Below are 25,552 nucleotides of genomic sequence, written 5' to 3'. Positions count from 1 at the left end.
ACCGGCATTTCGTCCCGGGGTGGAGATAATGCAATCATTCAGCAGGGACCAGGGGGTGCGCCGGGGCTCATCTTGCATCGCGGCCGCGAAGAGGCACCTATGGCCCACGCGAAGGCCCCACGCGAAGGAATGCACCCATGGCCGAAGACGACGTCACCCTCACCGGCGCGGTGAAGGACAAGCTGATCGCCAGCAAGGAGAAATGGGCGCGCGAGGGGCGGCTGCTGACCGGCGCCGCCGGCCAGGACCGCCTGCCGCCCGGGCAACGCCTGGTCACCGATTTCCCCGTGCTCGACCTTGGCGTGCAGCCGGAGGTGAAGCTCGACCGCTGGCGCCTGCGCGTGGAGGGCCTGGTCGAGAACAAGCTGGCGCTGGACTGGGACGCCTTCCAGGGGCTGCCGCAGCGCGAATGGAAGAACGACATCCACTGCGTCACCGCCTGGAGCCGCTACGACAACATCTGGCACGGCGTGGCCGCGCGCGACCTGCTGGAGCTGGCACGCCCCAAGCCCGAGGCGCGCTTCATCGTCTTCCATTCCTATGACGGCTACACGACCAACGTGCCGCTGGAGGTCTTCGCCGCCGATGATGCGCTTGTGGCGCACAGCTGGAACAATGCGCCGCTGGAGCGCATCCATGGCGGCCCCGCCCGCATCGTCATCCCGCGCTACTACTTCTGGAAGAGCGCCAAATGGGTGACGCGCATCGAGCTGCGCGCCGAGGATCAGCCCGGCTTCTGGGAGGTGCGCGGCTATCACAACAACGCCGATCCCTGGCTGGAGGAACGCTATGGTTGAGCGCCGCGCGCTGATCCTGGGCGGGCTTGCGCTCGCCACCCCGGCCCTGGCCAGCACCCCCAACGCCTTCGACTTCACCTTCCAGGCGCTGGAGGGCGGGCCGATGCCGCTCGCGCAGTATCGCGGCCGCGTGCTGCTGGTGGTGAACACGGCGAGTTTCTGCGGCTTCACCCCGCAATACGCGGCACTCCAGCGCCTGCATGACGCGCATGAGGCGCGCGGGCTGACGGTGGTCGGCGTGCCCTCCAACGACTTCAACCAGGAAAGCACCGACGCCCGGAAGATCCGCGAATTCTGCGAGGGCATGTTCGGCATCACCTTCCCGATGACGGCGCTGAACCATGTGCGCGGCGAGCGCGCGCATCCCTTCTTCGCCTGGGCGGCGCGCGAGGCCGGGCCAGTGCGCTGGAACTTCCACAAATACCTGGTCAGCCGGGACGGGCGGCGGGTGCAGGGCTTCTCCACCCAGACGGCGCCGGACTCGCCCGCGATGATCCGCGCGCTGGAGGCGGCGCTGGCGGCCCCGCCCGGCGCGTGATGGAATCCCTCCCGGCCGATGCGACCATCTACGGCCTGCCGCTCGCCTTCCTGCTGGGCGCCGCGGTGGGGGCGGAGCGCGAATGGCGGCACAAGCCGGGGGGGCTTCGCACCTGCGCGCTGGTCGCTCTCGCCAGCGCCGCGGTGGCCGACCTGATGTTGGCCCAGGTGACGCCGGCCAATCTCGGCGCGGGCTATGGCGCGGTGATGACCGGCGTGGGCTTCCTGGGTGCGGGCATGATCATGCGCGACGGCACCACCGTGCGCGGCCTCTCCACCGCCGCCACCATGTGGTGCGTGGCGGCGATCGGCCTGCTGGCCGGTGCGGCGGAGACGGTGGGTGCGCTGCTGCTGGCCGCGATGGTGCTGGCGGTGAACATCCTGCTGCGCCCCGTCACCGCCTTCGTCCGCCGCCGCCGCCCGGCGCCCGAGCCGCAGCAGCTGCATGAGGATTGAGGCGTGATCCTGATCGGCATTGGCGCCAGCCTGCCGACGCCGGATGGCCGCCTCCCGCGCGAGACCTGCCGGGCGGCGGCGGCGGCGCTGGATGCGCTGCCCGGCCTTCGGCTGCGTGCGCTGTCCCGCTGGTGGGAGAGTGCCCCCATCCCGCCCATGCCGGGCGCGCCCTGGTTCGTGAACGGGGTGGCGCGGCTGGAGGGCGCGGCCGAGCCGGAGGCGCTGCTGGCCGCACTGCATGCGATCGAGGCCGCGCACCACCGCGCCCGGCCCTACCCCAACGCGCCCCGCACGCTCGACCTCGACCTGCTGGATTGCGAGGGCGCGCTGCGGGAGGGCCCCGGGCTGCTCCTGCCCCATCCCCGGCTGCATGAGCGCGCCTTCGTGCTGCGCCCCCTGGCGGAAGTGGCGCCCGGCTGGCGGCACCCGCGGACGGGCGAGGGGCTGGATCGCCTGATCGCGCGGCTGCCGCCGCAGGAGATCGCGCCGCTCGGGCCATGACGGGGCGCTTGCGGAGTCGCTCCGCAACGCTTATCTGGAAGTTTCGCCGCGGCGCAACATCTCGCGCCCGCCCCTGTCACTTACCGCCCCGAGGTGCCCCATGGCGCGCGTTACCGTCGAAGATTGCGTCCTCCAGGTTCCCAACCGCTTCGAGCTGGTGCTGCTCGCGGCGCAGCGCGCCCGCAACATCAGCCGGGGCGAGAGCCTGACCCTCGACCGCGACAATGACAAGAACCCCGTCGTGGCCCTGCGCGAGATCGCCGAGCAGACGGTCGAGCTGCCCGCCCTGGAGCAGGACCTCATCAAGTCCCTCAGCCGCGCGCCGGAGCCGGAGCCCGTCGAGGACGAGGTGATGGACCTGATCGACACGAACGAGAACATCTTCGGCGTGATGGACGTGAACGAAGAGCTTCCCGCCGACATGGGCGCCGACGACTTCTCGCCCGACGACCTGGAAGCCCAGCTGGCCGCCGAACTCGGCGGCCGAGGCGACTGAGCGCGCCCGCGTGAAGATCGGCGCCACCCCGGATGAGCCGGTGGTGGCGCGCGCGCCGGATGGCGTTTCAGGTGGGGCGGCCCCCGTCCCCGGCCTTGATGCCGTCCTCGAATTCTGCGGCCGCATCACCGCGGCCGACCACCGCCTCGACGCCGACCTGATCCTGCGCGCCGGCCGCTTCGCGGCGGAGGCCCATGCCACGCAGGCGCGCCAGAACGGCGAGCCCTACATCATCCATCCCGTGGCCGTGGCCGAGATCCTGGCCGGCTACCACCTCGACAGCGCCACCATCGCAACCGCGCTGCTGCATGACGTGGTGGAGGACACGCCGCACGGCCTGCCCGAGATCGAGAAGCGCTTCGGCGCCGAAATCGCGCGCCTGGTGGACGGCGTCACCAAGCTCTCCCGCATCGAGGTGCAGAGCGAGCGCACCAAGCAGGCCGAAAATCTCCGCAAGCTGCTGCTGGCGATGAGCGAGGACCTGCGTGTCCTGCTCGTGAAGCTGGCCGACCGGCTGCACAACATGCGGACGATCGGCTTCGTCACCAAGCCGGAAAGCCGGCTTCGCACGGCGCGCGAGACGCTCGACATCTACGCCCCGCTCGCGGAGCGCATCGGCATGGAGGCGCTGAAGACCGAGCTGGAGACGCTGGGCTTCCGCGAGCTGAACCCCGATGCCTGGGCCACCATCGCCCAGCGCCTGACCTATCTGCGCGGCCGCTCGGCCGACATCATCCCCGAGATCGAGGCCGAGCTGCGGGAGGCGCTGGAGATCAACAGCGTCCCGGTGGAGGAGGTCTCCGGCCGGGAGAAGTCGCCCTATTCCATCTGGCGCAAGATGCAGGCGAAGAACGTCGCCTTCGAAGGCCTCTCGGATGTGATGGCCTTCCGCATCATCGTGCCCGAGCGGTCGCATTGCTATATGGCGCTGGGCGCCATCCATGACGCCTTCAAGGTCATCGCTGGCCGCTTCAAGGACTACATCTCCACGCCCAAGACCAATGGCTACCAGTCGCTCCATACGGGCGTGCTGCTGCCGGGCCGGCGGGACGAGGCGAAGATCGAGGTGCAGATCCGCACGCGGGAGATGCACCACATCGCCGAATACGGCCTCGCCGCGCATTGGGTCTACAAGCAGGGTGGCCAGGCGGCGGCGGCCAAGAGCTACCCCTGGGTTCGTGCCCTCATCGACATCCTGGAAACCGAGCCCGAGGTCCAGGATGCGATGGAGGCGACGAAGCTCGAGCTCCATCGCGAGCTGGTCTTCTGCTTCTCGCCCAAGGGCGACCTGATCGAGCTGCCCCAGGGCGCGACCCCGGTGGATTTCGCCTATCACGTGCACAGCCAGGTGGGCGATGCCTGCGTCGGCGCCAAGGTGAACGGGCGCATCGTGCGCCTCGATCACAAGCTGCTGAACGGCGACCAGGTGGAGATCATCACGGCCAAGGGCGGCCAGCCCAATCCGGCCTGGATGAAGTTCGTGAAGTCGGGCAAGGCGCAGGCGCGCATCCGCCGCTTCGCCCAGGCCGAGGAAAAGCAGAAGCAGCGCGACGAGGGCCGGACGGCCATCGTCAAGGCCTTCCGCCAGAACGGCCTCGAATTCCAGGAGAAGCTGCTGGAGCCGGCGGTGAAGGCGCTGCGGCAATCGGGCATCGAGGAGATGTTCCACGCCGTCGCGGCGGGCAGCCTCTCGGCGCGGGATGTGGTGAACGCGGCCTTCCCGGAACTCCGCACGCCGGCGCGCGGCATGGAGCCGATGGGCCTCGTGGCGCCGCGCGGGCGGCTGGGCGGCCGCAACGGCAAGAGCCAGACGGCGGTGCCTGCCGCACCCATCACCGGCGTGGTGGCGGGCATGCAGCTGCATTTCGCCCAGTGCTGCCACCCCATCCCGGGCGACCGCATCGTGGGCATCGTCACCACCGGCAAGGGGGTCACGGTCCACACCCAGGATTGCCACATGCTGGAGAATTTCGTGGCCACGCCCGAGCGCTTCCTCGATGTGGACTGGGAGCAGGAGGCGCTGGGCCCGGCCGCGCATGTCGTGCGGCTCGCGGTCTCGGCGGTGAACGGGCCGCAGCTGCTCTCGGGGGTGGCGAATGCCATCAGCAAGCAGAAGGGCACGCTGACCAATCTGCGCCTCTCCCGCCGCGAGGATGACGAGTGCGAATTGGCGCTGGACGTCGAAGTGCGCGACACCAAGCACCTGGCCGAGGTGATGGGCACGCTCAGGGCGTGCGAAGGGGTTGTGCGGGTGGACCGGGCGCGCGGATGACGTCTAACGCCGCGCGAGCTGGTCGCACGCCCTTTCTGGTGCCCTCATGCGCCGGGCGCTCCCTCCGGTCGCTTGGCTGGCGGCCCTCAGAGATGGTGAGTTGACCGTGCGTGCGCCGCGTGGCCGCCGGCCGCTTTGCGGCCGGATTCTCGGGGCGCGTGACAGCTTTTGATGGGGCCTCGATGATCCTCGGGATAGGAAACGATGTGTGTGACATCCGCCGCATCGAGGCGGTGATGGAGCGGCATGGCGCGCGCTTCCTGGAGCGTGTCTTCACCCCCGTCGAGCGCGCCAAGGCCGAGCGCCGGACCGAGCGCATCCGCGCCGGCACCTACGCCAAGCGCTTCGCGGCCAAGGAGGCGGCGAGCAAGGCGCTGGGCACGGGCTTCCGCGCCGGCGTCTTCATGCAGGATCTGGGCGTGGTGAACCTGCCCTCCGGAAAGCCCACCCTTCGGCTCACCGGCGGCGCGGCGGAACGGCTGAGGGCGATGACGCCGCCGGGCCACCGGGCCGAGATCCAGCTGACGATGACGGATGAATACCCCTATGCCAGCGCCATCGTGATCATCTCGGCCGTGCCGGATTCCCCCGCCCTTCCTTGACTTCGCGTGGGGGCTGGGCTCAATCCGGGCTTCCCCCTCGGCGTTCCCCCCTTTCCATGGCGAAAAGCTCCTCCTTGATGTCGAAGAAGAAGACGGGCGGCTGGCTCGAAAGCGTCAAGACGATCGTCTATGCCGCGCTGATCGCCATCGGCATCCGCACGGTCGCCTTCGAACCGTTCAACATCCCGTCTGGCTCCATGATCCCGACGCTGCTGGTGGGCGACTACCTCTTCGTCTCCAAGTATTCCTATGGCTATTCGCGCCATTCCATGCCCTTCAGCCCGAACCTCTTCTCGGGCCGCATCTGGGGCACGACGCCCGAGCGCGGCGATGTGGCGGTGTTCAAGCTGCCGCGCGACACGAGCCAGGACTACATCAAGCGCATCATCGGCCTGCCAGGGGATATCGTGCAGGTCCGGCGGGGGATTCTGCACCTGAACGGCCAGCCGCTGCGCCGCGAATCGCTCGGCCCCTTCGTGGCCGAGGGCGACGGGCCGCGGATGACGGTCCAGCAATACCGGGAATTCCTGCCCGGCGGGCGCAGCTTCCTCATCATCGAGCAGTCGGATGACGGGCCGCTCGACAACACGCCCGAATTCCGCGTGCCGGACGGGCATGTCTTCGCCATGGGCGACAACCGGGACAACAGCCTGGACAGCCGCGTGCCGAGTGCCGTGGGCATGATCCCCATCGAGAACCTGGTGGGCCGGGCGGAGTTCATCTTCTTCTCGGTGGATGGCAGCGCGCGCTGGTGGGAGGTCTGGGGCTGGCCCTTCGCCATCCGCTACTCCCGCCTGCTGAGTGCGGTCCGATAGAAGGGCGCCGATGACGGGCGGTCTGCAGGAGCGCCTGGGCCACAGCTTCCGGAATCCGGGGTTGCTGGAGCATGCGCTGACGCATCGCTCCGCCGCCGATCCGCGCCGGCGGATGCTGGATTCCAACGAGCGCCTGGAATTCCTGGGGGACCGCGTGCTCGGCCTCTGCATCGCCGAATGGCTGGCGGAACGCTTCCCGCAGGAGCGCGAGGGCGACCTCGGCAAGCGGCTGGCCACCCTCTGCTCGCAGGAGGTGATCGCGCCCATCGCCGAGCGCATGGGCCTGGCCGCCGCGCTGCGCGTGCCCCCCTCGGAGGGGCGGACCGGACTGCGCGCGCGGGCCACGGTGCTGGCCGATGCGCTGGAGGCGGTGCTGGGCGCGCTCTATCTCGATGGCGGGCTGGACGTGGCGCGTGCCGTGGTGCGGCGCGAATGGGCCGAGGCCATGGCGGTGGATGCCAAGCCACCGGTGAGCGCCAAGAACCGGTTGCAGGAATGGACGCTGGGCCGCGGCCTGGGCTTGCCGGAATACACGCTGGTCTCGACCAGCGGGCCCTCGCATGCGCCGGTCTTCGTGGTGCAAGTGAGTGCCGCGGGCCGCTCGGCCGAGGGCATGGGCGAGAGCAAGCGGGCGGCGGAACAGGCGGCGGCCGAGGCCTGGCTTTCAGGGATTTCAAAATGACGGATATTGCGGCCCAGCGTTGCGGCTTCGTGGCCATCCTGGGCGCGCCCAATGCGGGCAAGTCCACCCTGGTCAATGCGATGGCGGGGACCAAGGTCACCATCGTCTCACCCAAGCCGCAGACCACGCGCTTCCGGGTGCGGGCCGTGCTGATCGAGGGCGACGCGCAGATCGTGCTGGTGGATACGCCGGGCATCTTCGCCCCCCGCCGCCGGCTGGACCGCGCCATGGTCTCGGCCGCCTGGGGCGGGGCCAAGGATGCGGATTTCGCGCTGCTGCTGGTGGATGCGAAGACCGGCATCACCGAGACGGTGCGCGGCATCATCGAGCGCCTTGCCGAGCAGAAGCGGACCGTCTGGCTCGCGCTGAACAAGGTGGACCTGATCGAGCGCGAGCAGCTGCTGCCCCTGGCGGCGAAGCTGCATGAGATGCTGCCCTTCGCCGAGACCTTCATGATCTCGGCCGAGAAGAACAAGGGCCTGGACCGCTTGCGCGCCAAGCTGGCGGAGGCCATGCAGCCCGGCCCCTGGATGTTCCCCGAGGATGAGCTGAGCGACCTGCCCAACCGCATGCTGGCGGCCGAGGTGGTGCGCGAGCAGATCCTCCGCCAGACGCATGAGGAAGTGCCGCACCATGCGAGCGTGGAGACCGAGCAATGGACCGAGCGGCCGGATGGCAGCGCGCGGGTGGATTGCACCATCTACATCGCGCGGGCGACGCAGAAGGCCATCCTGATCGGTGAGGGTGGGGCGCGGATCAAAGAGATCGGGCGGCGGGCGCGGCTGGAGCTGACGGCCCTGCTGGAGCGGCCGATCCATCTGTTCCTCAACGTGAAGGAACGGCCGGGCTGGGACGAGGAAGGCGGGCGGATCCGCGCGCTGGGCCTGGAAGATGACGGCTGACTGGCCAAGCCGCAAGGAACCAAGCCCACCCTCCGAGAATCCGGCCGCAAAGCGGCCGGTGGCCACGCGATGCCCTCGCCATCAACGCACCCTGCCTGAGGGCCGCAAGCCAAGCTACCGGAGGCCACGCCCGGCGCTTGAGGGCCAAGAAAATGTCCAATGAGTGGGAGGCGCCGGCCATCGTCCTCGCCACCCGACCGCATGGCGAGGGAGGGGCGGTGGTGACCGTGCTCACCGAAGCCCATGGCCGCCACGCCGGCCTCGCCAAGGGCGGCGCCTCGCGCGCCCAGGCCGCGCTCTGGCAGCCGGGCAACCTGGTCGAGGCGCGCTGGGTGGCACGCCTGGCGGACCAGCTCGGCAGCCTCTCGGGCGAGATGGTGCATGCTGCGGCCTCGCTCGCGCTGGATGACCCCTTGGCGCTCTCCGTGCTCACCGCCGCCTGCGCCGTGGCGGAAGGCGCCCTGCCGGAGCGCGAGGCCCATCCCGGCTGCTTCCACGGGCTGGTCGGCGTCATCGCGGCCCTCGCCCGCGGGCCGGAACATGCCCTGCCGCGCCTCGTCCATTGGGAGGCGGTGCTGCTGGCCGAATTGGGCTACGGGCTGGACCTGACCCGCTGCGCTGCCACCGGGGCCACGGACAACCTGATCTACGTCTCGCCCAAATCGGGCCGGGCCGTCTCGGCCGAGGCGGGGGCACCCTATGCCGACCGCCTGCTTCCGCTGCCGGCCTTCCTGCGCGACGCGACGCAGCCCTCCGATGTGCAGGAATGGCTTGCGGGACTCCGCGTGACAGGCTTTTTCCTCACCCGCGATGCCTTCGGCCTGCAGCACCGCCCGCTCCCCCCCGCGCGGGAGGCCCTGCAGGACCGGTTGACCTTGATGACGGGACCCAGCGATGGCCGATGACACGGTGAAGGAAGGCGGGGAGATCCGCGAGACGCGGCTCGGCGAGGCGCTGAGCGGGCGCTACCTCGCCTATGCCATGTCCACCATCATGGCGCGCAGCCTGCCGGATGTGCGGGATGGGCTGAAGCCGGTGCATCGCCGCCTGCTGTGGGCCATGCACCAGCTCAAGCTCGACCCCGATGCCGGCTTCAAGAAATGCGCGCGCATCGTGGGCGACGTGATGGGCAAGTATCACCCGCATGGCGACGCCTCGATCTATGACGCGCTGGTGCGCCAGGCGCAGGAATTCGCGGCCCGCTACACCCTCGTCGAGGGCCAGGGGAATTTCGGCAATATCGACGGCGATAACGCGGCGGCCATGCGCTACACCGAGGCGCGGCTGACGGCGGTGGCGCAGGCCCTGCTGCAGGGCATCGACGAGGACACGGTCGATTTCCGCGCCACCTATGACGGCGAGGATCGCGAGCCGGTGGTGCTGCCGGCGGCCTTCCCCAACCTGCTGGCCAATGGCGCCACGGGAATTGCGGTGGGCATGGCGACCAGCATCCCGCCGCACAATGCGGGCGAGCTGTGCAGCGCGGCCCTCGCGCTCATCGCCAACCCTGAGATCAGCCATGCCGAGCTGCTGACCCATGTGCCCGGCCCCGATTTCCCGACCGGCGGCGTGCTGGTGGAGACGGCGGAGAACATCGCGGAAGCCTATGCGACCGGCCGCGGCGGCTTCCGCCTGCGCGCCAAATGGGAGGTGGAGCGTGCGAAGGGCGGCACCTGGAGCATCGTCGTCACCGAGATCCCCTACCAGGTGCAGAAGTCCAAGCTGATCGAGCAGGTGGCGCTGCTGCTGGAGGAGAAGAAGCTCCCGCTGCTGGCCGATATCCGCGACGAAAGCACGGATCAGGTGCGCCTCGTCCTCGAGCCGCGCAACCGCACCGTGGAGCCCGCCGTGCTGATGGAGACGCTGTTCCGCGCGACGCAGCTGGAAAGCCGATTCAGCCTGAACATGAACGTGCTGGATGCGACGCGCACGCCGCGCGTCATGTCGCTGCGCGAGGCGCTGCGCGCCTGGCTCGACCACCGGCACGAGGTGCTGCTGCGCCGGAGCAACCACCGCCTCGCCGCCATCGCGCGGCGGCTGGAGGTGCTGGACGGCTACCTCATCGCCTATCTCAACCTGGATGAGGTGATCCGTATCATCCGCACCGAGGATGAGCCCAAGCCCAAGCTCATGGCGGCCTTCACCCTGAGCGACGTGCAGGCGGAAGCCATCCTCAACATGCGGCTGCGCGCGCTGCGCCGCCTCGAGGAGATGGAGATCCGGCGCGAGCACGAGAAGCTCACGAAGGAGCAGAAGGGGCTGCAGGCGCTGCTCGCGAGTCCCGCGAAGCAATGGGCCGCGATCGGCAAGGAGATCGAGGAGACGCGGAAGAAGTTCGGCGATGGCACGCTGGGCCAACGCCGCACCGCCATCGGCTCCGGCCTGCCTGTCGTGGCGGTGGATGAGAGCGCCTTCATCGAGCGCGAGCCGCTGACCGTGGTGCTCTCCGAGAAAGGCTGGATCCGCGCGCTGAAGGGGCACCTGGCCGAGGATGCGGAGCTGCGCTTCAAGGAGGGCGACCAGCTCGGCTTCCGGCTGCACGCGCAAAGCACCGACCGCCTCGTCATCTTTGCCAGCAATGGCAAGGCCTATACGCTGCGCGCCGATGCCCTGCCGCGCGGCCGTGGCGACGGCCAGCCGCTGCGCCTGATGATCGACCTGCCGAACGAGGACGGCGTGCTGGCCATGTTCCTGCCGGCGGAGGGCACCCGCTACCTGGTGGCCGCCGGCGACGGCAAGGGCTTCCTGGTGGAGGGCGCCGAGCTGCTGGCCGAGAAGCGCACCGGCAAGCAGGTGCTGGTGCTGGAGGGGGCGACGCGCGCCGCCCTCTGCGTCCCGGCCGAGGGCGACCACGTCGCCGTACTGGGCGAGAACCGGAAGCTGCTGATCTTCCCGATGGAGCAATTGCCCGTCATGACGCGCGGCCGCGGCGTGCAGCTGCAATCCTACAAGGATGGCGGCCTGGCCGATGCCAAGGTCTTCACCCGCGCCGAGGGCTTGAGCTGGCGCCTGGGCGAGCGCATGCGGGTCGAGACCGATCTCACCACCTGGCGGGGCAACCGCGCCGGGGCGGGCAAGGCCCCGCCCAACGGGTTCCCCCGTGGCAACCGCTTCGGAAGCTGAATCATGCGACGCATTCTTCTCGCCGGCCTGTTGCTCACCCTCGCGGTGCCCGCCCAGGCGCAGCAACGCACCAGCCCGCATGACGGGACCTATGAGGGCACGCGGGTGCAGGAGTGCCAGGCGACCGGCCGCTCGGGCCAGACGCGGGTCACGGCGCGGCTGCGCGGCAACCGCTTCGAGATCGACGCTCTGCCGGGCGACCCGCCGCTGGAAGCGACGGTCGGGCCCAATGGCGCGGTGACGCTGCCGCCCTTCGGCCTCTTCGGCGCGGGCACCGGGCAGATCTTCGAGGGGGCGAACAATGCGCGCCGCTTCACCGGCAGCCATCCGGGCCGCCGCTGCCAGATGGTCTATGACCTGCGGCGGGTGTCCACGCGCATCAGGTGAGCAAGGGCGATAGCCGCCGCCCTGCGCTCAGATCAGGAAATCGCTGGTGGTCAGCCTCGCTAACGTGTCTGGCAGCGTGATGCTGAGGCTCGATCCGCCATCCAGCACCACCACCGCATAGGCCGGATCGCCCGGTACCACGCCACCGCCATAGACAATGGTGAGCGCCGCGAAATCGGCGAAGCCATAGGCCTGGACATCCACCAGGTCATCACCCTGCGTGAAGTCGGCGAGCGAGTCATGCCCGCCGCCCGGCGCAAAGACGAAGACGTCGTCGCCGCTGCCGCCGCGATACACCTGGGGGTCTCCGGCATCGATGAAAACGTCAGCACTTTCGGTGCCGACGAAGTGTTCGAAGCTATGGATGAAATTGGACAGGCTGGCGCCGAGCCTGAGGCTGTTGGTCGTCAGATCCACCGTCGCGCCGAAGCCGCCATAGACGCCCGAGAGGTCCAGCTGGTCGGTCCCGGCATCGCCGTAGAATTCGTTGGTGAAAAACTCGAGCGTGTGGGTCTCGCCATCGAAATAGGTCGCCAGCGCCAGCGAGTCGTTGCCGTTGCTGAGGCTGATGAGATTGTTCGCGAAGATGATCGTCGCATCGCCGCGCGTGCTGCCGGCGCCGCCGGTGGCCGTCGCCTCCAGCCGCACGAGCGTGTCGTCATTGTCCGGTGCGAAGAGGCCGAAGCGGATGGCGGTGATTTCCGCGGTGGCATGGCCGCCCGCGCCCGCGGCGGCGCCGGTGCTTGCCCCGCCCGCGCCGCCGATGGCGACGAGGTCGAAGACCGCATTCATGCCGCCGGCGGCGAAGGTGCTGATGAAATCGAAGCGCGCATGGGCCGCGCCGCCATCGCCGCCGGCGCCCGCGGCTCCGTCGCCGCCATCACCGCCCGCCGCCTGGATGTTGAAGGTCAGGGTCATGTCGGCGGTGAAGGCGCTGTCCCAGACCTCGACGGTGCTGGTCGCGGCGCCACCCTGGCCACCGGCCCCCACCGTCCCATTGCCGCCGTCGCCGCCCTGGGTCGCGAGGTTCAGGGTGAAGATGTCCTGCGTGATCTGGTCGGGCACGCCGGTCTGGGCCCCGGCGCCAGCGACCAGCGCCGCCGCGTCGCCGCCTGCCCCGCCCGTGGCGCCACCCGCGCCGTTGCCGCCCGTCACCACGCTGCTCCAGGTGACGAAGTCGGGCAGGACGGTGCCCACCGGATTGTCCAGCGCCGTGAAGGGCGCTTCGTTCAGCGCCTCGCCCGCCTCGCCCGGGTTCACGCCATCCGCGCCCGTGACGTCGCGCGTCAGCGTCTGGTTGAGGTTGGTGTCCGTCTGGTCCTCGACGGTGATGGTCACGCTGCGCTCCACCACGCGGTCCGTGCCGGCATCGGTGACCCGCACGGTGATGTCGTGGCTGGCGGCGGTCTCGTAGTCGAGCACCTCGGTGGTGATCAGGCGGTTGCCATCGAAGGCGAAGGGCACGCCGGGTGTCAGCACCTCCCAGACGAGGTCGCCCACCGCGGCGAAGCCCGTCTCGGTCCAGACGCCCACGGTGGCGCCGACCCCGCGATTCTCGGGTATCGTCAGGTTGCCCGGATCCACGCCCGGCGTCAGCACATCCACCACGAAGACCTCGGAATAGGTGAGGCCCAGGCTGTCCGTCGCGGTAATGGTGAGGGTGACGGTGTCCTCGGTCGAATCCTCGAGCGGCGTCGCGTCCGCCTTCAGCGTCAGGATTGCGCCAAAGAGGAACTCGAAGCGATCATCGTCCACCGTGAGGGTGATGGTGTCGCCGAGATTGGGGTCGGTCGCCTGGACGATTCCAACCCCACGCCCGCCGCTCAGCAGGGTGCCGCCTGTCGCGAAGGCGATGTCGGTGGGCGCGGTATCCGGGGTCAGAATGAACTCCGCGGCCGTCATGTTGGCGAGCACGCCTGGCTGCAGCGTCACGCTGGTGCCGTCGGGCATGGTGAAGATGGTGCGGTTGCCCACCTGGCTGCCAAAGGCGAGCGCCTGGGCCAGCGTGGTGACGCCATGGGCGCTGAGGTCCAGCCGGTCCTCGCCGATCGCGAAATCGGTGATCCGGTCGGCGCCGCCGGAGAGCGTGACGGCGAAGATGTCCGCGCCCGCGCCGCCGGTCAGGGTGTCATTGCCGCCATCGCCCAAGAGGCTGTCCGCGCCATTCCCGCCTTCCAGCCGATCGGCGGCACTGCCGCCGTGCAGCGTGTCGTCGTCGTCGCCACCGTATAGCCGGTCCGCGCCATCGCCGCCGCGCAGGGAATCATCGCCCGTCTGGCCTGCCAGCACGTCATTGCCGCCATCGCCCGCGAGGATGTCCGCGCCCTCGCCGCCCCGCAGCGTGTCGTTGGCCGCCCCACCCGAGAGGCTGTCCGCGCCGTTCTCGCCTTCCAGCCGATCGGGGCCAGCGCCGCCGTTCAGGGTGTCGTTGTCGTTGCCGCCGTAAAGCTCGTCCGCACCCTCGCCGCCGTTCAGCGAATCATCGCCCGCATGGCCCGTCAGCACGTCATTGCCGCCATCGCCTGAGAGGACGTCGTCGCCGCCGCCGCCCCGGAGCGTGTCGTCGGCCTCCCCGCCCGAGAGGCTGTCCGTGCCGTTGCCACCTTCGAGGCGATCGGCGCCGGCGCCGCCCTCCAGGGTATCGTTGTCGTCGCCACCGAACAGGCTGTCCGCGCCGTCGCCGCCGTTCAGCGAATCATCGCCCCCGCCGCCCTGGACCTTGTCCGCGGCGGCGCCGCCCAGCACCGTGTCGGCGAGCGCGCCGCCCATCGCATCCAGCGCACTCGCCCCGGTGAGCGCGGAGCCATCCACGAAGAGCGAGGCGCCCGGGTTCCTCAGGGTGATGGTGATCCGCGGCCCGAAAGCGGCTTCGGCTGCGCTGCCGAGCTCGAGGCTGTGCGGGGCCGCCGCGTAGAACCGCATCTCCTCGAAGCCTGCGAGGCCCGCGAAATGCGCGTCGGTCAGGGTGACGCCCGCGGATGTGACGAATTGCAGCACATCATTTCCACCCCCCGCATCCTGCGAGAGCCCGGGGGCAAGGAGCGCGTTGACCGAACTGACCCGGAAGAAGTCGCTCCCCACCGTGCCGGACTGCACCAGGGGCGTGGTGGGGGGATTGATGCGAAACACGGTCATCGCGGTTTCTCATGGCTTGGGACAATATGACGCTGCGTCATTTTCGGACTCGCGTCGAGTCCGTTGTCCTGCCGTCGTCTAGCCGGCGACGACGCTCTCGCCCGAGACCGGCGCATCCTCGCCGAGCGGGGTCCACTGTCCCTGCACCAGCACCTCGGCCGGGCGATAACCGGCCTTGTAGGCCATCTTCCGGCTCTCCGCGACCCAATAGCCCAGATAGACATAGGGCTGGCCGCCGCGCACCGCCTCGCCCAGCAGCCACATCACGGCGTAGGCTCCGAGGCTGCGGCGGTCCTCCTCGGGCGCGAAGAAGCTGTAGACCGCCGAAAGCCCGTCCGAGAGCCAGTCCGTCAGGCAGGCGCCCAGCAGCCGGCCCGTGCCGTCGCGGAACTCGACGAGGCCCGTGGTGATGGGCGTGTCCTCGACCATGGCGCGGTAGTCGTAGAAGCCCATCGCGGCCATGTCGCCGCCCGCGTGCCGGCTTTGCTGGTAGTGCTGGAAGAGCGCGAACTGCTCGGCCGTCGCACGGGCGGGCACGGGCCGCACCTCGAGATCCGCATTGCGGGCCATGATCTTCCGCTGCGTGCGGTTGGGCACGAAATCGGCGGCGCGGACGCGGATCGGCACACAGGCCCGGCAGCCGGGACAGACCGGCGAATAGGCGATGTTGTGGCTGCGGCGGAACCCGGCGCGGGAGAGGCGGTCATGCAGCGCCTCGGCATCCGGGCCGGTCAGTTCGGTCACGATCTTCCGCTCCGTCCGGCCCGGGAGATAGGGGCAGGGGAGGGGGGTGGTCGTATAGAAGAATTGCGGGCGGCGGGTTCTGCTTTGCAAGCCTCGATATTTGCGTCTCACGGCCGCCGTTGCAACCCGTGGCGGTCAGCCCGGCGGCTTGAAATAGGTGGGAATCAGCGCCGATCCGCGGTTCGTGGCGTCGAAGACATGCAGGCCGAGCTCGGCCGCCAGGCTCTTGAACACGGCGAGCCCCCGCACCGAATTGCCCCGCGCATCCAGCCGCGGCGAGAAGGTGGCCAGCCCCAATTGCCGGCTGACCACGCCGAGGATGCCGCCGCCCACGCCGCTCTTGGCCGGGACGCCCACGTCATGCGCCCAATTGCCCGAGTAGTCGTAGACGCCGCAGCTGAACATGACCGAGAGCGTGTCCCGCACCGCGCTCACCTCGAAGACCTGCCGGCCGGACCAGGGCTGCTCGCCCAGATGGCCCATCGTGGCACCGATCCGCGCCAGGTCGGTCGCCGTCACCAGGATGGAGCATTGCCGGAAATAGAGGTCGAGCGCCGGCTCCACGGGCCCCGTCAGCGCGCCGGCCGAGAGCAGGAGATGCGCGATGGCGCGGTTGCGGTGCCCGGTCTCCGCCTCGGAGCGATACACCGCCTCATCCATCGCGAGCCGCCGCCCCGCGGCCTGCGAGAAGCGGTCCAGCACCGTCTCGAAGGCGGCGTCGCCCAGCACCTCGTGCAGCAGGCCGGAGATGGCGATGGCGCCGGCATTGACCATGGGGTTGTAGGGGCGGCGCGTCACCGGATCGAACTCGATGGCGTTGAAGGCGTCACCGCTCGGCTCCACGCCGACGCGTGCCCGCACCGCCGCCGCCCCGGCCAGCTCGAGCGCCATGCAGAAGGTCAGGGCCTTGGAGATGGACTGGATGGTGAAGGGACGCTCGGCATCGCCCACGCTGAACTGGTGCCCTTCGGCGGTGGCGATGGCGATGCCGAAGCTGTCCGGCTCCATCCGGGCCAGTTCGGGGATGTAGTCGGCAAGCTGGCCGTCGCGCAGCGGGGTGTAGCGCGCGTGGATGCGCGGCAGGATGCGTTCGATCTCGGGGCGCTCGGTCTCGGTCGTCACGCGTCAGTCTCCGGGGCGGATGCCGGCGGCCTGGACGATGGCGCGGAATTTCTCAAGCTCCGCCTGCCAGAAGGCGGCGAAGTCGGAGCGGCCGCGATAGGTGATGGGCGTCGCCAGGCGCTGGAAGCCCTCCACCACGGCCGGGCGCTGCAACGCGCGCTCGCAGGCGGATTGCAGGCGATCGAGCACCGCGGGCGGCGTGCCGGCCGGCGCGAAGAGGCCGGCCCAGATGGAATGCACGAGGTCGAAACCCTGCTCGCGCAGCGTGGGCACGTTGGGGAATTCGGCGGTGCGCGCCTCCGCCATGACGCCGACGGCGGTCAGGTTGTTGGCCTGCAAGGGGCCGGGCAGGTCGGCATAGACCATCACGTCGCCGCGCAGCAGGGCGATGACGGCCTCGGCGCTGCCGCGGAAGGGGACGTGCACCATCTCCACATTCGCCTGGCGGGCCAGCGCCACCATGACGATGTGCGGAATCGAGCCCTGGCCGGCCGAGCCATAGGTGAAGCCGCCGCGCGCCGCCCGCGCGGCCGCGACGAGCGAGGCGGCGTCCCGCACCGGGCCGGTGGGGGCGGCCATCATCATCACCGGCGCGTCGCCCACCTGGCAGAGCGGCGCGAAGTCGGTGACGCGATAGGGCAGGTCATTGCGGAAGAAGGGCTGGATCGCCATGGGGCCGGTGGTGGAGAGCAGCAGCGTGTTGCCATCCGCCCGCGCGCGCGCCACCTCGGCCGCGCCGATGGCGCCGCCCGCGCCGGTCGTGTTCTTGACGATGACCTGGGTGCCCAGCATCTCGCTCATCTCGGGCGCCAGCAGGCGCGCCATCCGGTCGGCCGAGCCGCCGGCGCCGAAATTGACGACGATGGTGATGGGCGTCTGCGCCTGGAGCGGGGCGGACAGGAACATGCAGGCCAGGAGCAGGCCGAGGGCGTGGCGCATCGGGGCTCATCCTCTGTGGAGGCCCCAGGCTGCCGCGCCCGGCCGCGGCGCGACAGGCGCCCCCGCGCGGGAAATTCGCCCGCCCAGACGCGATCTGCCTCAGAGAGGGCGCAGACGTGCCCGCGTTTCAGCCATCAGGCACAGGATCTCGAACATCATGGTCGCCCCGACCATCGCCGTGTTGCCCGAGGGGTCATAGGGCGGCGAGACCTCCACCAGATCGGCCGCGATGATGTCGAGGCCGCGCAGGCCCCGCAGGATCCGCATCGCCTCACGCGGGTTGAAGCCGCCCACCTCCGGCGTGCCGGTGCCGGGCGCGAAGGCGGGGTCGATGCTGTCGATGTCGAAGGTGAGGTAGGCGGGGCCGCCGCCTGCCACGCGCTGCGCCTCGGCCGCCACCGCATCGGGGCCGAGATCCACGCATTCCTCGATGGTCATGATGCGGATGCCGACCGAGCGCGCCCAATCCATGTCCCCGGCCGAATAGAGCGAGCCGCGGATGCCGATCTGCACGATCCGCTTCGGGTCGAGCAGGCCCTCTTCCACGGCGCGGCGGAAGGGCGTGCCATGGGTGTAGCGGGTGCCGCCGAAATAGGTGTCGTTGGTGTCGGAATGGCTGTCGAAATGCACGAGGCCGAGTGGGCCGAGGCCGGGCTCGCCCTCGGCGATGCCACGCAGCAGCGGCAGCGAGAGCAGGTGGTCGCCGCCCGCCGCCAGGGCCCAGGCGCCCGCCTTGCGGATCTTCGCCACCGCCCCGGTCACGAGGTCGAGCGTCTGCATCAGGTCGGTCGGGTTGGTCGGCAGGTCGCCGAGGTCGGCCACGCGGCAGAGGGTGTAGGGCTCGGTCAGGCTGATGGGGTGCACGCGGCGCATGAGGCCAGAGGCCTCGCGCAGCTGGCGCGGACCATGGCGCGTGCCCGGGCGGTTGGTGGTGCCGCCGTCGAAGGGAATGCCGATCAGTGCGATGTCGAGGCCCGCCGCATCCTCGCGCACCGGCAGTCGCATGAAGGTGCTGGGGCCGGCGAAGCGCGGGACGGTGACGCCATCCACGGGGCGGGGCCAATCGGACATGGGGGCAAGCTCCTTCTCTGGACGGAGAAGGAGCCTAACCCTGGTTAATCCCCGGGGCGAATCCCCGCCGCCTGGACGATGCCGCGGAACTTCTCGAGCTCGGCGGCCCAGAAGGCGGCGAAGTCGCGCTGGTTGCGGAAGACGATGGGCGTGGCGAGGCGCTGGAAGCCCTCCACCACGGCCGGCGCCCGCAGCGCGCGCTGGCAGGCGGCCTCGACGCGGGCGAGGAATTCCGGCGGCGTGCCGGCCGGCGCGAAGAGGCCGGACCAGATGGAATAGACGAGGTCCACCCCCTGCTCGCGGCCCGTCGGCGTGTCCGGGAATTCCGGCGTGCGGCGCTCGGCCAGCAGGGCCACGGCCTGCAGATTGTTAGCGCGCAGCGTGCCCGGCTGGTCGGCGAAGATGCTGACATCGCCGCGCAGCAGCGCCGTCACCGCCTCGGCATTGCCGCGATAGGGGATGTGCGTCATCGGCACGCCGGCGGCCCGCGCCAGCGCCACGGTCGCGATATGCGGCAGCGAGCCGGGGCCGGTGGAGCCGAAATTGAAGCTGCCATTCGCCTCCCGCGCGCGGGAGATCACTTCGGCCAGGCTGCGCAGCGGGCTGCCGGGGGCGGACATCACCACCACGGGCGTGTCGGCCACCTGGCAGATCGGCGCGAAGTCGGTGGGGCGATAGGGAAGGTCCGCGCGGAAATGCGGCTGGATCGCCATCGCGCCGATGGGCGAGAGCAGCAGCGTCGTCCCATCGGGCCGCGCGCGTGCCACCTCCGCCGCGCCGATGCCGCCCGCCGCGCCGACGCTGTTCTTGATGACGACCTGGGTGCCGAGGGCCGCCGAAAGCTCGGGCGCCAGAAGGCGGCCCATCAGGTCGGACGGGCCGCCGGCGACGAAGTTCACGACGATGGTGATGGGCGCCTGCGCCGATGCCGCGCCGGGCATGGCCAGGATGGCGAGCGCGGCCAGCCGCGCGAAGAGGCTTCGCATGGTCATTTCTTCCCTTCTTGGCCGCCCTCTCCGGGGCGGCTCCGCCATGAGCCTAGAGCAGGCAAGGCTTGCGGGGGAACCTCCCCGTGCGCGCGGCCGTGCTGCTATGCTCGCGCCATGTCGCTCCTTCTCACCGGCAGGCCCGGCAAGGGCCTGCGCGAGACCGCCTTCTTCCAGCCGCGCTCGGTCTGGTTCCGGGCGGATCCCGATCTGCCTGAGACCGCCATCCTGGCGCGCAACCTCGCGGCGGGCGGCTTCCAGGGCACCCTGATGGGCGATGGCTTCGCGGCGGTGGAGGGCACGCCCGACCTCGCCATCCTCTGCGTCCCGCCCGAGGCGCAGGCCAGGGAATTCGCGCGCTTTGCCGCACGCGGCTGCTTCGCCGTGGTGGTGCCGACGGCCGCCCCCGGCCTTGCGGCGCGGGCCGCGGCGGCGGGCGTGCACGCGATGGGCGAGCGCAGCTTCGGCCTGGCGCTGCCCGGGATCGGGCTGAACGCCACGCTCTCGCACCTGCCGATCCAGCCCGGGCGGCTCGCGCTCATTGCGCAATCCTCGGCCATCGCGCGCGCGGTGATCGATTGGGCGACGGCCGAGGGGCTGGGCTTCAGCCATATCATCGGCGTCGGCTCCAATGACGGCATGGGCTTCGCGGCGGGGCTCGACTGGCTGGCGCGGGACACGGGAACGGCCTGCGTCATGCTGGACATCCGTCGCATCAAGCAGCGCCGGCTCTTCGTCTCGGCGGCGCGCGCGGTGGCGCGGACGCGTCCGGTGCTGGCGCTGCGCGCGGGCGGGCGGATGGATGACCCGAGCGGCATCGCCGATGGCGTGATGGCGGCCGTGCTGCGCCGCGCGGGCGTGCTGCGCGCCCAGGGCTTCGAGGAATGGCTGGCGGCGGCGGAGACGCTGGCCCGCACCAAGCCGCGCGGCGGCGCCGGGCAGGGGGACCGCATTGCCATCATCGCCAATGGCCTGGGCGTCGCGCGCCTCGCGGCCGATGAGGCGCTGGCGCAGGGCCTCAGGCTCGCCCGCTTCAGCCCGGAGACCGAGGCCGCGCTGGCGCCGCTGATCCCCGCGGGGTGGGAAGCGCGCAACCCGCTCTCGCTTGGCAGCCGGGCGGGCACGGCCCTGGCCGAGGCGGCGCGGCTGCTGGCGCATGCGGGCGAGGTGGATGTGGTGATCGCGCTGCACGCGCCCGAGCAGGAGCCCGCGCCGATCGAGGCCTTCGCGGCTGCCGCGCGCGGCAATCGCGGCGCGCCCATCCTGCTGGGCTGGACCGGCGAGGCGAGCGCGCGGGCCGAGCGCGCGGCACTGGCGGGGGCCGGGCTGCCCGCCTTCCACACGCCCGAGGCGGTGGTGCGCGGTGCGGCCCACCTGGCCGCCGAGCGGCGCAACCGCGCGACGGCGGCGGAACTCCCCGCCTCCGACGTGCTGGAGTTCACGCCCGACCGTGCGGCGGTGCGCGCCATCTTCGCGACCGCGCGCACCGAGGGGCGGCGCGACCTCTTCGAGGATGAGGCGCTGGCCGTGCTCACGGCCTATGGCATCCCCACCCTCACGCCGCGCCGCGCCGCGACGCCGACCGAGGCGGCGGTGGCGGCGGTGGCGCTCGGCCCGCCCGTGGCGCTCAAGATCCGCGCCTTGCTGCGCCACAAGAGCGAGGTGGGCGGCGTGGTGCTGAACCTGCGCAACTTCGACAGCGTGCGCGCCGCCGGGGAGCAGATGGAGGAGGAGGTGCGCCGCCGCGCGCCCGAGGCCACGCTCAGCGGCTTCCTGGTGCAGCCCATGGCGCGGCGCGGCGGCATGGAACTGCGCCTGAGGATTGGCGAGGACGCGATGTTCGGCCCCTGGATCGGCTTCGGCCAGGGCGGCACCACGGCCGACATCGCGGCCGACGAGGCGCTGGACCTGCCGCCGCTCAACCTGCCGCTGGCGCATGGGCTGATCGCGCGCACGCGGCTCTCGCGCCTGCTGCCGGGCTTCCGCGACCGGCCCGCGGTGAACGAGCCGGCGATTGCGGATGCGCTGGTGCGGATCAGCCAGCTCCAGGTGGATTTCCCGGAGATCATGGCGCTTGGCGCCAACCCGATCTTCGCCGATGCCTCGGGCGTGGTGGCGGCCGATGCCTCGCTGCGCCTGCGGCCCGAGGGTGCGAGCGCACTCTTCGCCATACCGCCCTATCCGGTGGAGTGGGTGGCGCCCTTCACCGGCCGCGATGGCAGCGTCTTCGAGGTGCGTCCCATCCGGCCCGAGGATGCGGCGGCGCAGGGCGCCTTCTTCCTGGAGTTGCCGCCGGAGGATGTGCGCTTCCGCTTCTTCTCCAGCATGAAGGAATTGCCGCCCGCCATGCTCGCCCGCCTCACGCAGATCGACTACGGGCGGGAGATGGCCTTCATCGCGATGCGCGACGGGCGGAACTACGGCACGGCGCGCATCATCCGCGAAGGCACGGGCAGCAGTGCCGAATTCGCGGTGGTGGTGAGCCCGGCGGCCAAGGGCACCGGCCTCGCGCGGCATCTGATGGAGCGCGCCATCGAATGGGCGCGGCATGAGGGTGTGACCGAGATCGTGGGCCATGTCCTGGCGGACAACGCGCCCATGCTGGCCTTCGTCCGGAAGCTCGGCTTCATCCTCAGCCGCAGCCCTGAGGATTTCGACATCATGCTGGCGAAGATGGCGCTGTGATTCCGCCTTGATTTCGGCGTGCTGCCGCCATGCGGCGGCGCTTTCCTGCGGTCAGCGACAGATGCAACCCCGTCGCTCCCGGAGGCCATCATGGCCAGGCTTTCCTTCCAGCGCAGCGCCCGCGCCCTGGGCGTGCTTTCTCTCCTCATCGGCCTCGCGGCCTGCGTCGCGCCGCATCCGCGCTACCATGGCGGCGGGTATGGCCGGGGCTACGCGTATCAGCAGCCGGTCTATCGCGGCGGGTACGGGCACCATTACGGCCCGCCGCGCCGCTGGCACTGATCAGCCGGGCTTGCGCCCGCGCCTGGCCTTCGGCACGACGACGGGCGCATGCCGCGCGAGGATGGGCTGCAGGAAGCGGCCCGTGTGGCTCTCCGGATTGGCGGCGATCTCCTCCGGCGTGCCGGAGGCGACGATCCGCCCGCCGCCCTCGCCGCCCTCAGGCCCGAGGTCGAGCACCCAGTCTGCGGTCTTGATGACCTCCAGGTTGTGCTCGATCACCACCACCGTGTTGCCCGTGTTCACCAGCGCGTGCAGCACATCGAGCAGCTTGCGGACATCCTCGAAATGCAGGCCGGTGGTGGGCTCGTCCAGGATGTAGAGGGTGCGGCCGGTGGCGCGGCGGCTGAGTTCCTTGGCGAGCTTGATGCGCTGCGCCTCGCCGCCCGAAAGCGTCGTCGCCTGCTGGCCGAGGTGGATGTAGCCGAGGCCCACCTCCTCCAGCATGCGCAGCTTCTCGTGGATGCTGGGCACGGCGGCGAAGAACTCGCGCCCCTCGGTCACCGTCATGTCCAGCACATCGGCGATGGACTTGCCGCGGAACTTCACTTCCAGCGTCTCGCGGTTGTAGCGCTTGCCCTTGCAGGTGTCGCAGGTGACGTAGACGTCGGGCAGGAAGTGCATCTCGATCTTGATGACGCCGTCGCCCTGGCACGCCTCGCAGCGGCCGCCCTTCACGTTGAAGCTGAAGCGGCCGGGCTTGTAGCCGCGGCCGCGGCTTTCCGGCAGCTCGGCGAACCAGTCGCGGATCGGGGCGAAGAGGCCGGTATAGGTTGCGGGGTTGGAGCGCGGCGTGCGGCCGATGGGCGACTGGTCGATGTCGATGACCTTGTCGATCAGCTCGATCCCCTCGATACGCTGGTGGGGGGCCGGCACGACGGAGGCGCCCATGAGCTTGCGGCTGAGGCCGTTGAACAGCGTCTCGATCACGAGCGTCGATTTGCCGCCGCCGGAGACGCCGGCGATGGCGGTGAAGGTGCCGAGCGGGAACTCCGCTGTCACATCCTTCAGGTTGTTGCCGGTGGCGCCGACGACGCGGAGCATGCGCTTCCTGTCGATCGCGCGGCGCTGCGCCGGCATCGGGATCTCGCGGCGGCCGGCGAGATAGGCGCCGGTCAGGCTGTTCGTGTCGGCCGCCACCTGTTCCGGCGTGCCCTGGCTGACGATGGTGCCGCCCGCCTTGCCGGCGCCCGGGCCGATATCCACGAGGTAGTCGGCGGTGCGGATCGCATCCTCGTCATGCTCGACGACGATGACGGAATTGCCGAGGTCCCGCAGGCGACGCAGCGTGCCGAGCAGGCGCTCATTGTCGCGCTGGTGCAGGCCGATGCTGGGCTCATCCAGCACATAGAGCACGCCGGTCAGGCCGGAGCCGATCTGCGAGGCGAGGCGGATGCGCTGGCTCTCGCCGCCGGATAGCGTGGCCGAGGAGCGCGAGAGCGAGAGGTAGTCGAGGCCGACATCGTTCAGGAACTGCAGCCGGTCCTCGATCTCGCGCAGGATGCGCCGCGCGATGTCCTGGCGCTGCGGCGTGAGCGTTTCCATCACCCCCGCGAACCAATCCTTCGCGCGGCGGATGGAGAGGGCCGAGGCCTCGCCGATGTGGCAGCCCGCGACCTTCACGGCCAGGGATTGCGGCTTCAGGCGATGGCCACCGCAGGCGTGGCAGGGCTTGTCCGCCTGATAGCGCGCCATGTCCTCGCGCACCCATGGGTTGTCGCTCTCGCGGAAGCGGCGCTCGAGATTCCGGATCACGCCCTCGAAGGGCTTCTGCACCTCATAGGCGCGCAGCCCGTCCTTGTAGCGCAGCGTCACCGCCTCGCCGCCCGTGCCATGCAGGATGGCGTGCTGCGCGGCCTCGGGGAGGTCTTCCCAGGCGGTCTCCATGCCGATCTTGAGATGCTTGGCGAGGCTCACCAGCGTCTGGTCGTAATAGGGGCTGCTGGCATTGCCGGCCCAGGGGACGATGGCGCCCTCCTTCAGGCTCAGCGCCGGGTTGGGGATGACCAGAGCGGGGTCGAAGAAGCTTTCGGTGCCCAGGCCGTCGCAGGTGGGGCAGGCGCCCTGGGGGGAGTTGAAGCTGAAGAGGCGGGGCTCGATCTCCTCGATGGAGAAGCCGGAGACGGGGCAGGCGAATTTCTGGCTGAACACGGTGCGCTCGCCGCCATCGGCATTCTCGGCATAGGCGATGCCGTCGGCCAGGGCCAAGGCGGTCTCGAAGCTGTCGGCCAGGCGCTGGGCCAGGCCGTCACGCACCACAACGCGGTCCACCACCACCTCGATGTCGTGCTTCAGCTTCTTGTCGAGCTTGGGGGCCTCGCTGATCAAGGTGAGGGTGCCGTTGATCTTTACGCGCTCGAAGCCGCGACGCTGGTATTCGGCGAGCTCCTTCCGGTACTCGCCCTTCTTGCCGCGGATGACGGGCGCCAGGATCAGCAGCCGCGTGCCCTCGGGCATGGCCATCACGCGGTCCACCATCTGCGAGACGGTCTGAGCCTCGATCGGCAGGCCGGTGGCGGGGCTGTAGGGCACGCCGACGCGCGCCCAGAGCAGGCGCATGTAGTCATGGATCTCGGTCACCGTGCCGACGGTGGAGCGCGGGTTGTGGCTGGTGGTCTTCTGCTCGATGGAGATGGCGGGCGAGAGGCCCTCGATGCTGTCCACATCGGGCTTCTGCATGAGCTGGAGGAATTGCCGCGCATAGGCGCTGAGCGATTCGACGTAGCGGCGCTGGCCCTCGGCGTAGATGGTGTCGAAGGCCAGGGATGACTTGCCGGAGCCGGAAAGGCCGGTCAGCACCACGAGCTTGCCGCGCGGCAGGTCGAGATCCACCGATTTCAGATTGTGCTGCCGGGCGCCGCGGATGCGGATCAGGTCGGTCTTGTTCTCAGACAGGGGCGCCTGGGCAGGGGGATGCGCGTCGCGCGGCATGGGGGGCACTCCAGGCAGAATGTTCGCATTGTGTTCACGGTGCTTTTGCACCAGAATAGGGGCGGGTGCCAAGCCTTGGCGCGGGGCTGG

At 70.3% G+C, this 25,552-nt stretch carries 22 protein-coding genes; 15 read left to right on the top strand and 7 right to left on the bottom strand.

What is annotated here, in order from left to right:
* Positions 1-137: 137 nt before the first annotated feature.
* From R9Z33_RS19550 to R9Z33_RS19490, 13 genes are all read left to right on the top strand, one after another.
* Complete coding sequence (locus R9Z33_RS19550) at positions 138-797, top strand: sulfite oxidase-like oxidoreductase (RefSeq protein ID WP_318648235.1); 660 nt, start codon at positions 138-140, stop codon at positions 795-797.
* Positions 790-1,335 carry a glutathione peroxidase gene (locus R9Z33_RS19545; RefSeq protein WP_318648234.1) on the top strand — a complete coding sequence of 182 codons (546 nt, stop codon included), beginning with the start codon at positions 790-792 and terminating at the stop codon, positions 1,333-1,335. The genes R9Z33_RS19550 and R9Z33_RS19545 overlap by 8 nt, the downstream gene beginning before the upstream one ends.
* On the top strand, positions 1,335-1,790 hold the full coding sequence (locus tag R9Z33_RS19540) for an MgtC/SapB family protein (protein WP_318648233.1): 456 nt from the start codon (positions 1,335-1,337) through the stop codon (positions 1,788-1,790). Before R9Z33_RS19545 ends, R9Z33_RS19540 begins: the two co-directional genes overlap by 1 nt.
* 3 nt (positions 1,791-1,793) lie before the next feature.
* Positions 1,794-2,291, top strand: a complete 498-nt coding sequence (gene folK / locus R9Z33_RS19535) for a 2-amino-4-hydroxy-6-hydroxymethyldihydropteridine diphosphokinase (protein WP_318648232.1) — start codon at positions 1,794-1,796, stop codon at positions 2,289-2,291.
* Positions 2,292-2,391: 100 nt separating this feature from the next.
* The gene (gene rpoZ, locus R9Z33_RS19530; protein WP_318648231.1) at positions 2,392-2,787 is read left to right on the top strand and encodes a DNA-directed RNA polymerase subunit omega; all 396 of its coding nucleotides are present in this window, start codon (positions 2,392-2,394) and stop codon (positions 2,785-2,787) included.
* 10 nt (positions 2,788-2,797) lie between these two features.
* Positions 2,798-5,059, top strand: coding sequence for a RelA/SpoT family protein (locus R9Z33_RS19525; protein WP_318648230.1), 2,262 nt, complete (start codon positions 2,798-2,800; stop codon positions 5,057-5,059).
* Positions 5,060-5,241: 182 nt separating this feature from the next.
* A complete protein-coding gene (gene acpS, locus R9Z33_RS19520; protein WP_318648229.1) occupies positions 5,242-5,661 on the top strand; it encodes a holo-ACP synthase in 420 nt (139 codons plus the stop codon).
* A gap of 77 nt (positions 5,662-5,738) precedes the next feature.
* Positions 5,739-6,476 carry a signal peptidase I gene (gene lepB / locus R9Z33_RS19515; protein WP_318648228.1) on the top strand — a complete coding sequence of 246 codons (738 nt, stop codon included), beginning with the start codon at positions 5,739-5,741 and terminating at the stop codon, positions 6,474-6,476.
* A 10-nt stretch (positions 6,477-6,486) separates the two neighbouring features.
* Positions 6,487-7,158 (top strand): ribonuclease III, encoded by a 672-nt coding sequence (gene rnc, locus R9Z33_RS19510; RefSeq protein WP_318648227.1) that lies wholly within the window; start codon positions 6,487-6,489, stop codon positions 7,156-7,158.
* Complete coding sequence (gene era / locus R9Z33_RS19505; RefSeq protein WP_318648226.1) at positions 7,155-8,060, top strand: GTPase Era; 906 nt, start codon at positions 7,155-7,157, stop codon at positions 8,058-8,060. Before rnc ends, era begins: the two co-directional genes overlap by 4 nt.
* Positions 8,061-8,212: 152 nt before the next feature.
* Complete coding sequence (gene recO / locus R9Z33_RS19500) at positions 8,213-8,965, top strand: DNA repair protein RecO (RefSeq protein WP_318648225.1); 753 nt, start codon at positions 8,213-8,215, stop codon at positions 8,963-8,965.
* A complete protein-coding gene (gene parC, locus R9Z33_RS19495; RefSeq protein ID WP_318648224.1) occupies positions 8,955-11,183 on the top strand; it encodes a DNA topoisomerase IV subunit A in 2,229 nt (742 codons plus the stop codon). The genes recO and parC overlap by 11 nt, the downstream gene beginning before the upstream one ends.
* Positions 11,184-11,186: 3 nt before the next feature.
* Positions 11,187-11,570, top strand: coding sequence for a hypothetical protein (locus R9Z33_RS19490; protein WP_318648223.1), 384 nt, complete (start codon positions 11,187-11,189; stop codon positions 11,568-11,570).
* A 27-nt stretch (positions 11,571-11,597) separates the two neighbouring features.
* Here R9Z33_RS19490 and R9Z33_RS19485 read toward each other — a convergent pair whose 3' ends face one another.
* The 6 genes from R9Z33_RS19485 to R9Z33_RS19460 all read right to left on the bottom strand — a co-directional run bounded on the left by R9Z33_RS19485 (position 11,598) and on the right by R9Z33_RS19460 (position 19,573).
* Positions 11,598-14,705: a hypothetical protein gene (locus R9Z33_RS19485; RefSeq protein ID WP_318648222.1), complete on the bottom strand. Its 3,108-nt coding sequence runs from the start codon at positions 14,703-14,705 to the stop codon at positions 11,598-11,600.
* 78 nt (positions 14,706-14,783) lie between these two features.
* Complete coding sequence (locus R9Z33_RS19480) at positions 14,784-15,539, bottom strand: arginyltransferase (RefSeq protein WP_318648221.1); 756 nt, start codon at positions 15,537-15,539, stop codon at positions 14,784-14,786.
* A gap of 45 nt (positions 15,540-15,584) precedes the next feature.
* A complete protein-coding gene (glsA, locus tag R9Z33_RS19475) occupies positions 15,585-16,571 on the bottom strand; it encodes a glutaminase A (protein WP_318648220.1) in 987 nt (328 codons plus the stop codon).
* Between the two features lie 3 nt (positions 16,572-16,574).
* Complete coding sequence (locus R9Z33_RS19470) at positions 16,575-17,510, bottom strand: Bug family tripartite tricarboxylate transporter substrate binding protein (protein WP_318648219.1); 936 nt, start codon at positions 17,508-17,510, stop codon at positions 16,575-16,577.
* A 99-nt stretch (positions 17,511-17,609) separates the two neighbouring features.
* Positions 17,610-18,581 carry an agmatinase gene (gene speB, locus R9Z33_RS19465; RefSeq protein WP_318648218.1) on the bottom strand — a complete coding sequence of 324 codons (972 nt, stop codon included), beginning with the start codon at positions 18,579-18,581 and terminating at the stop codon, positions 17,610-17,612.
* Positions 18,582-18,625: 44 nt separating this feature from the next.
* A complete protein-coding gene (locus tag R9Z33_RS19460) occupies positions 18,626-19,573 on the bottom strand; it encodes a Bug family tripartite tricarboxylate transporter substrate binding protein (protein WP_318648217.1) in 948 nt (315 codons plus the stop codon).
* 111 nt (positions 19,574-19,684) lie between these two features.
* Between R9Z33_RS19460 and R9Z33_RS19455 the strand changes: the two genes are divergently transcribed.
* Positions 19,685-22,252, top strand: coding sequence for a bifunctional acetate--CoA ligase family protein/GNAT family N-acetyltransferase (locus tag R9Z33_RS19455; RefSeq protein WP_318648216.1), 2,568 nt, complete (start codon positions 19,685-19,687; stop codon positions 22,250-22,252).
* A 90-nt stretch (positions 22,253-22,342) separates the two neighbouring features.
* Positions 22,343-22,534 carry a hypothetical protein gene (locus R9Z33_RS19450; RefSeq protein ID WP_318648215.1) on the top strand — a complete coding sequence of 64 codons (192 nt, stop codon included), beginning with the start codon at positions 22,343-22,345 and terminating at the stop codon, positions 22,532-22,534.
* Here R9Z33_RS19450 and uvrA read toward each other — a convergent pair whose 3' ends face one another.
* Entirely contained in the window at positions 22,535-25,462 is a 2,928-nt protein-coding gene (gene uvrA / locus R9Z33_RS19445; RefSeq protein WP_318648214.1) for an excinuclease ABC subunit UvrA, read from the bottom strand.
* Positions 25,463-25,552: the final 90 nt, after the last annotated feature.

Source organism: Sediminicoccus rosea (assembly GCF_033547095.1).
Taxonomy (GTDB): domain Bacteria; phylum Pseudomonadota; class Alphaproteobacteria; order Acetobacterales; family Acetobacteraceae; genus Roseococcus; species Roseococcus rosea.
The sequence above is the reverse complement of the archived record's forward strand: the minus strand, read 5'-3'. Positions and strand labels throughout refer to the sequence as shown.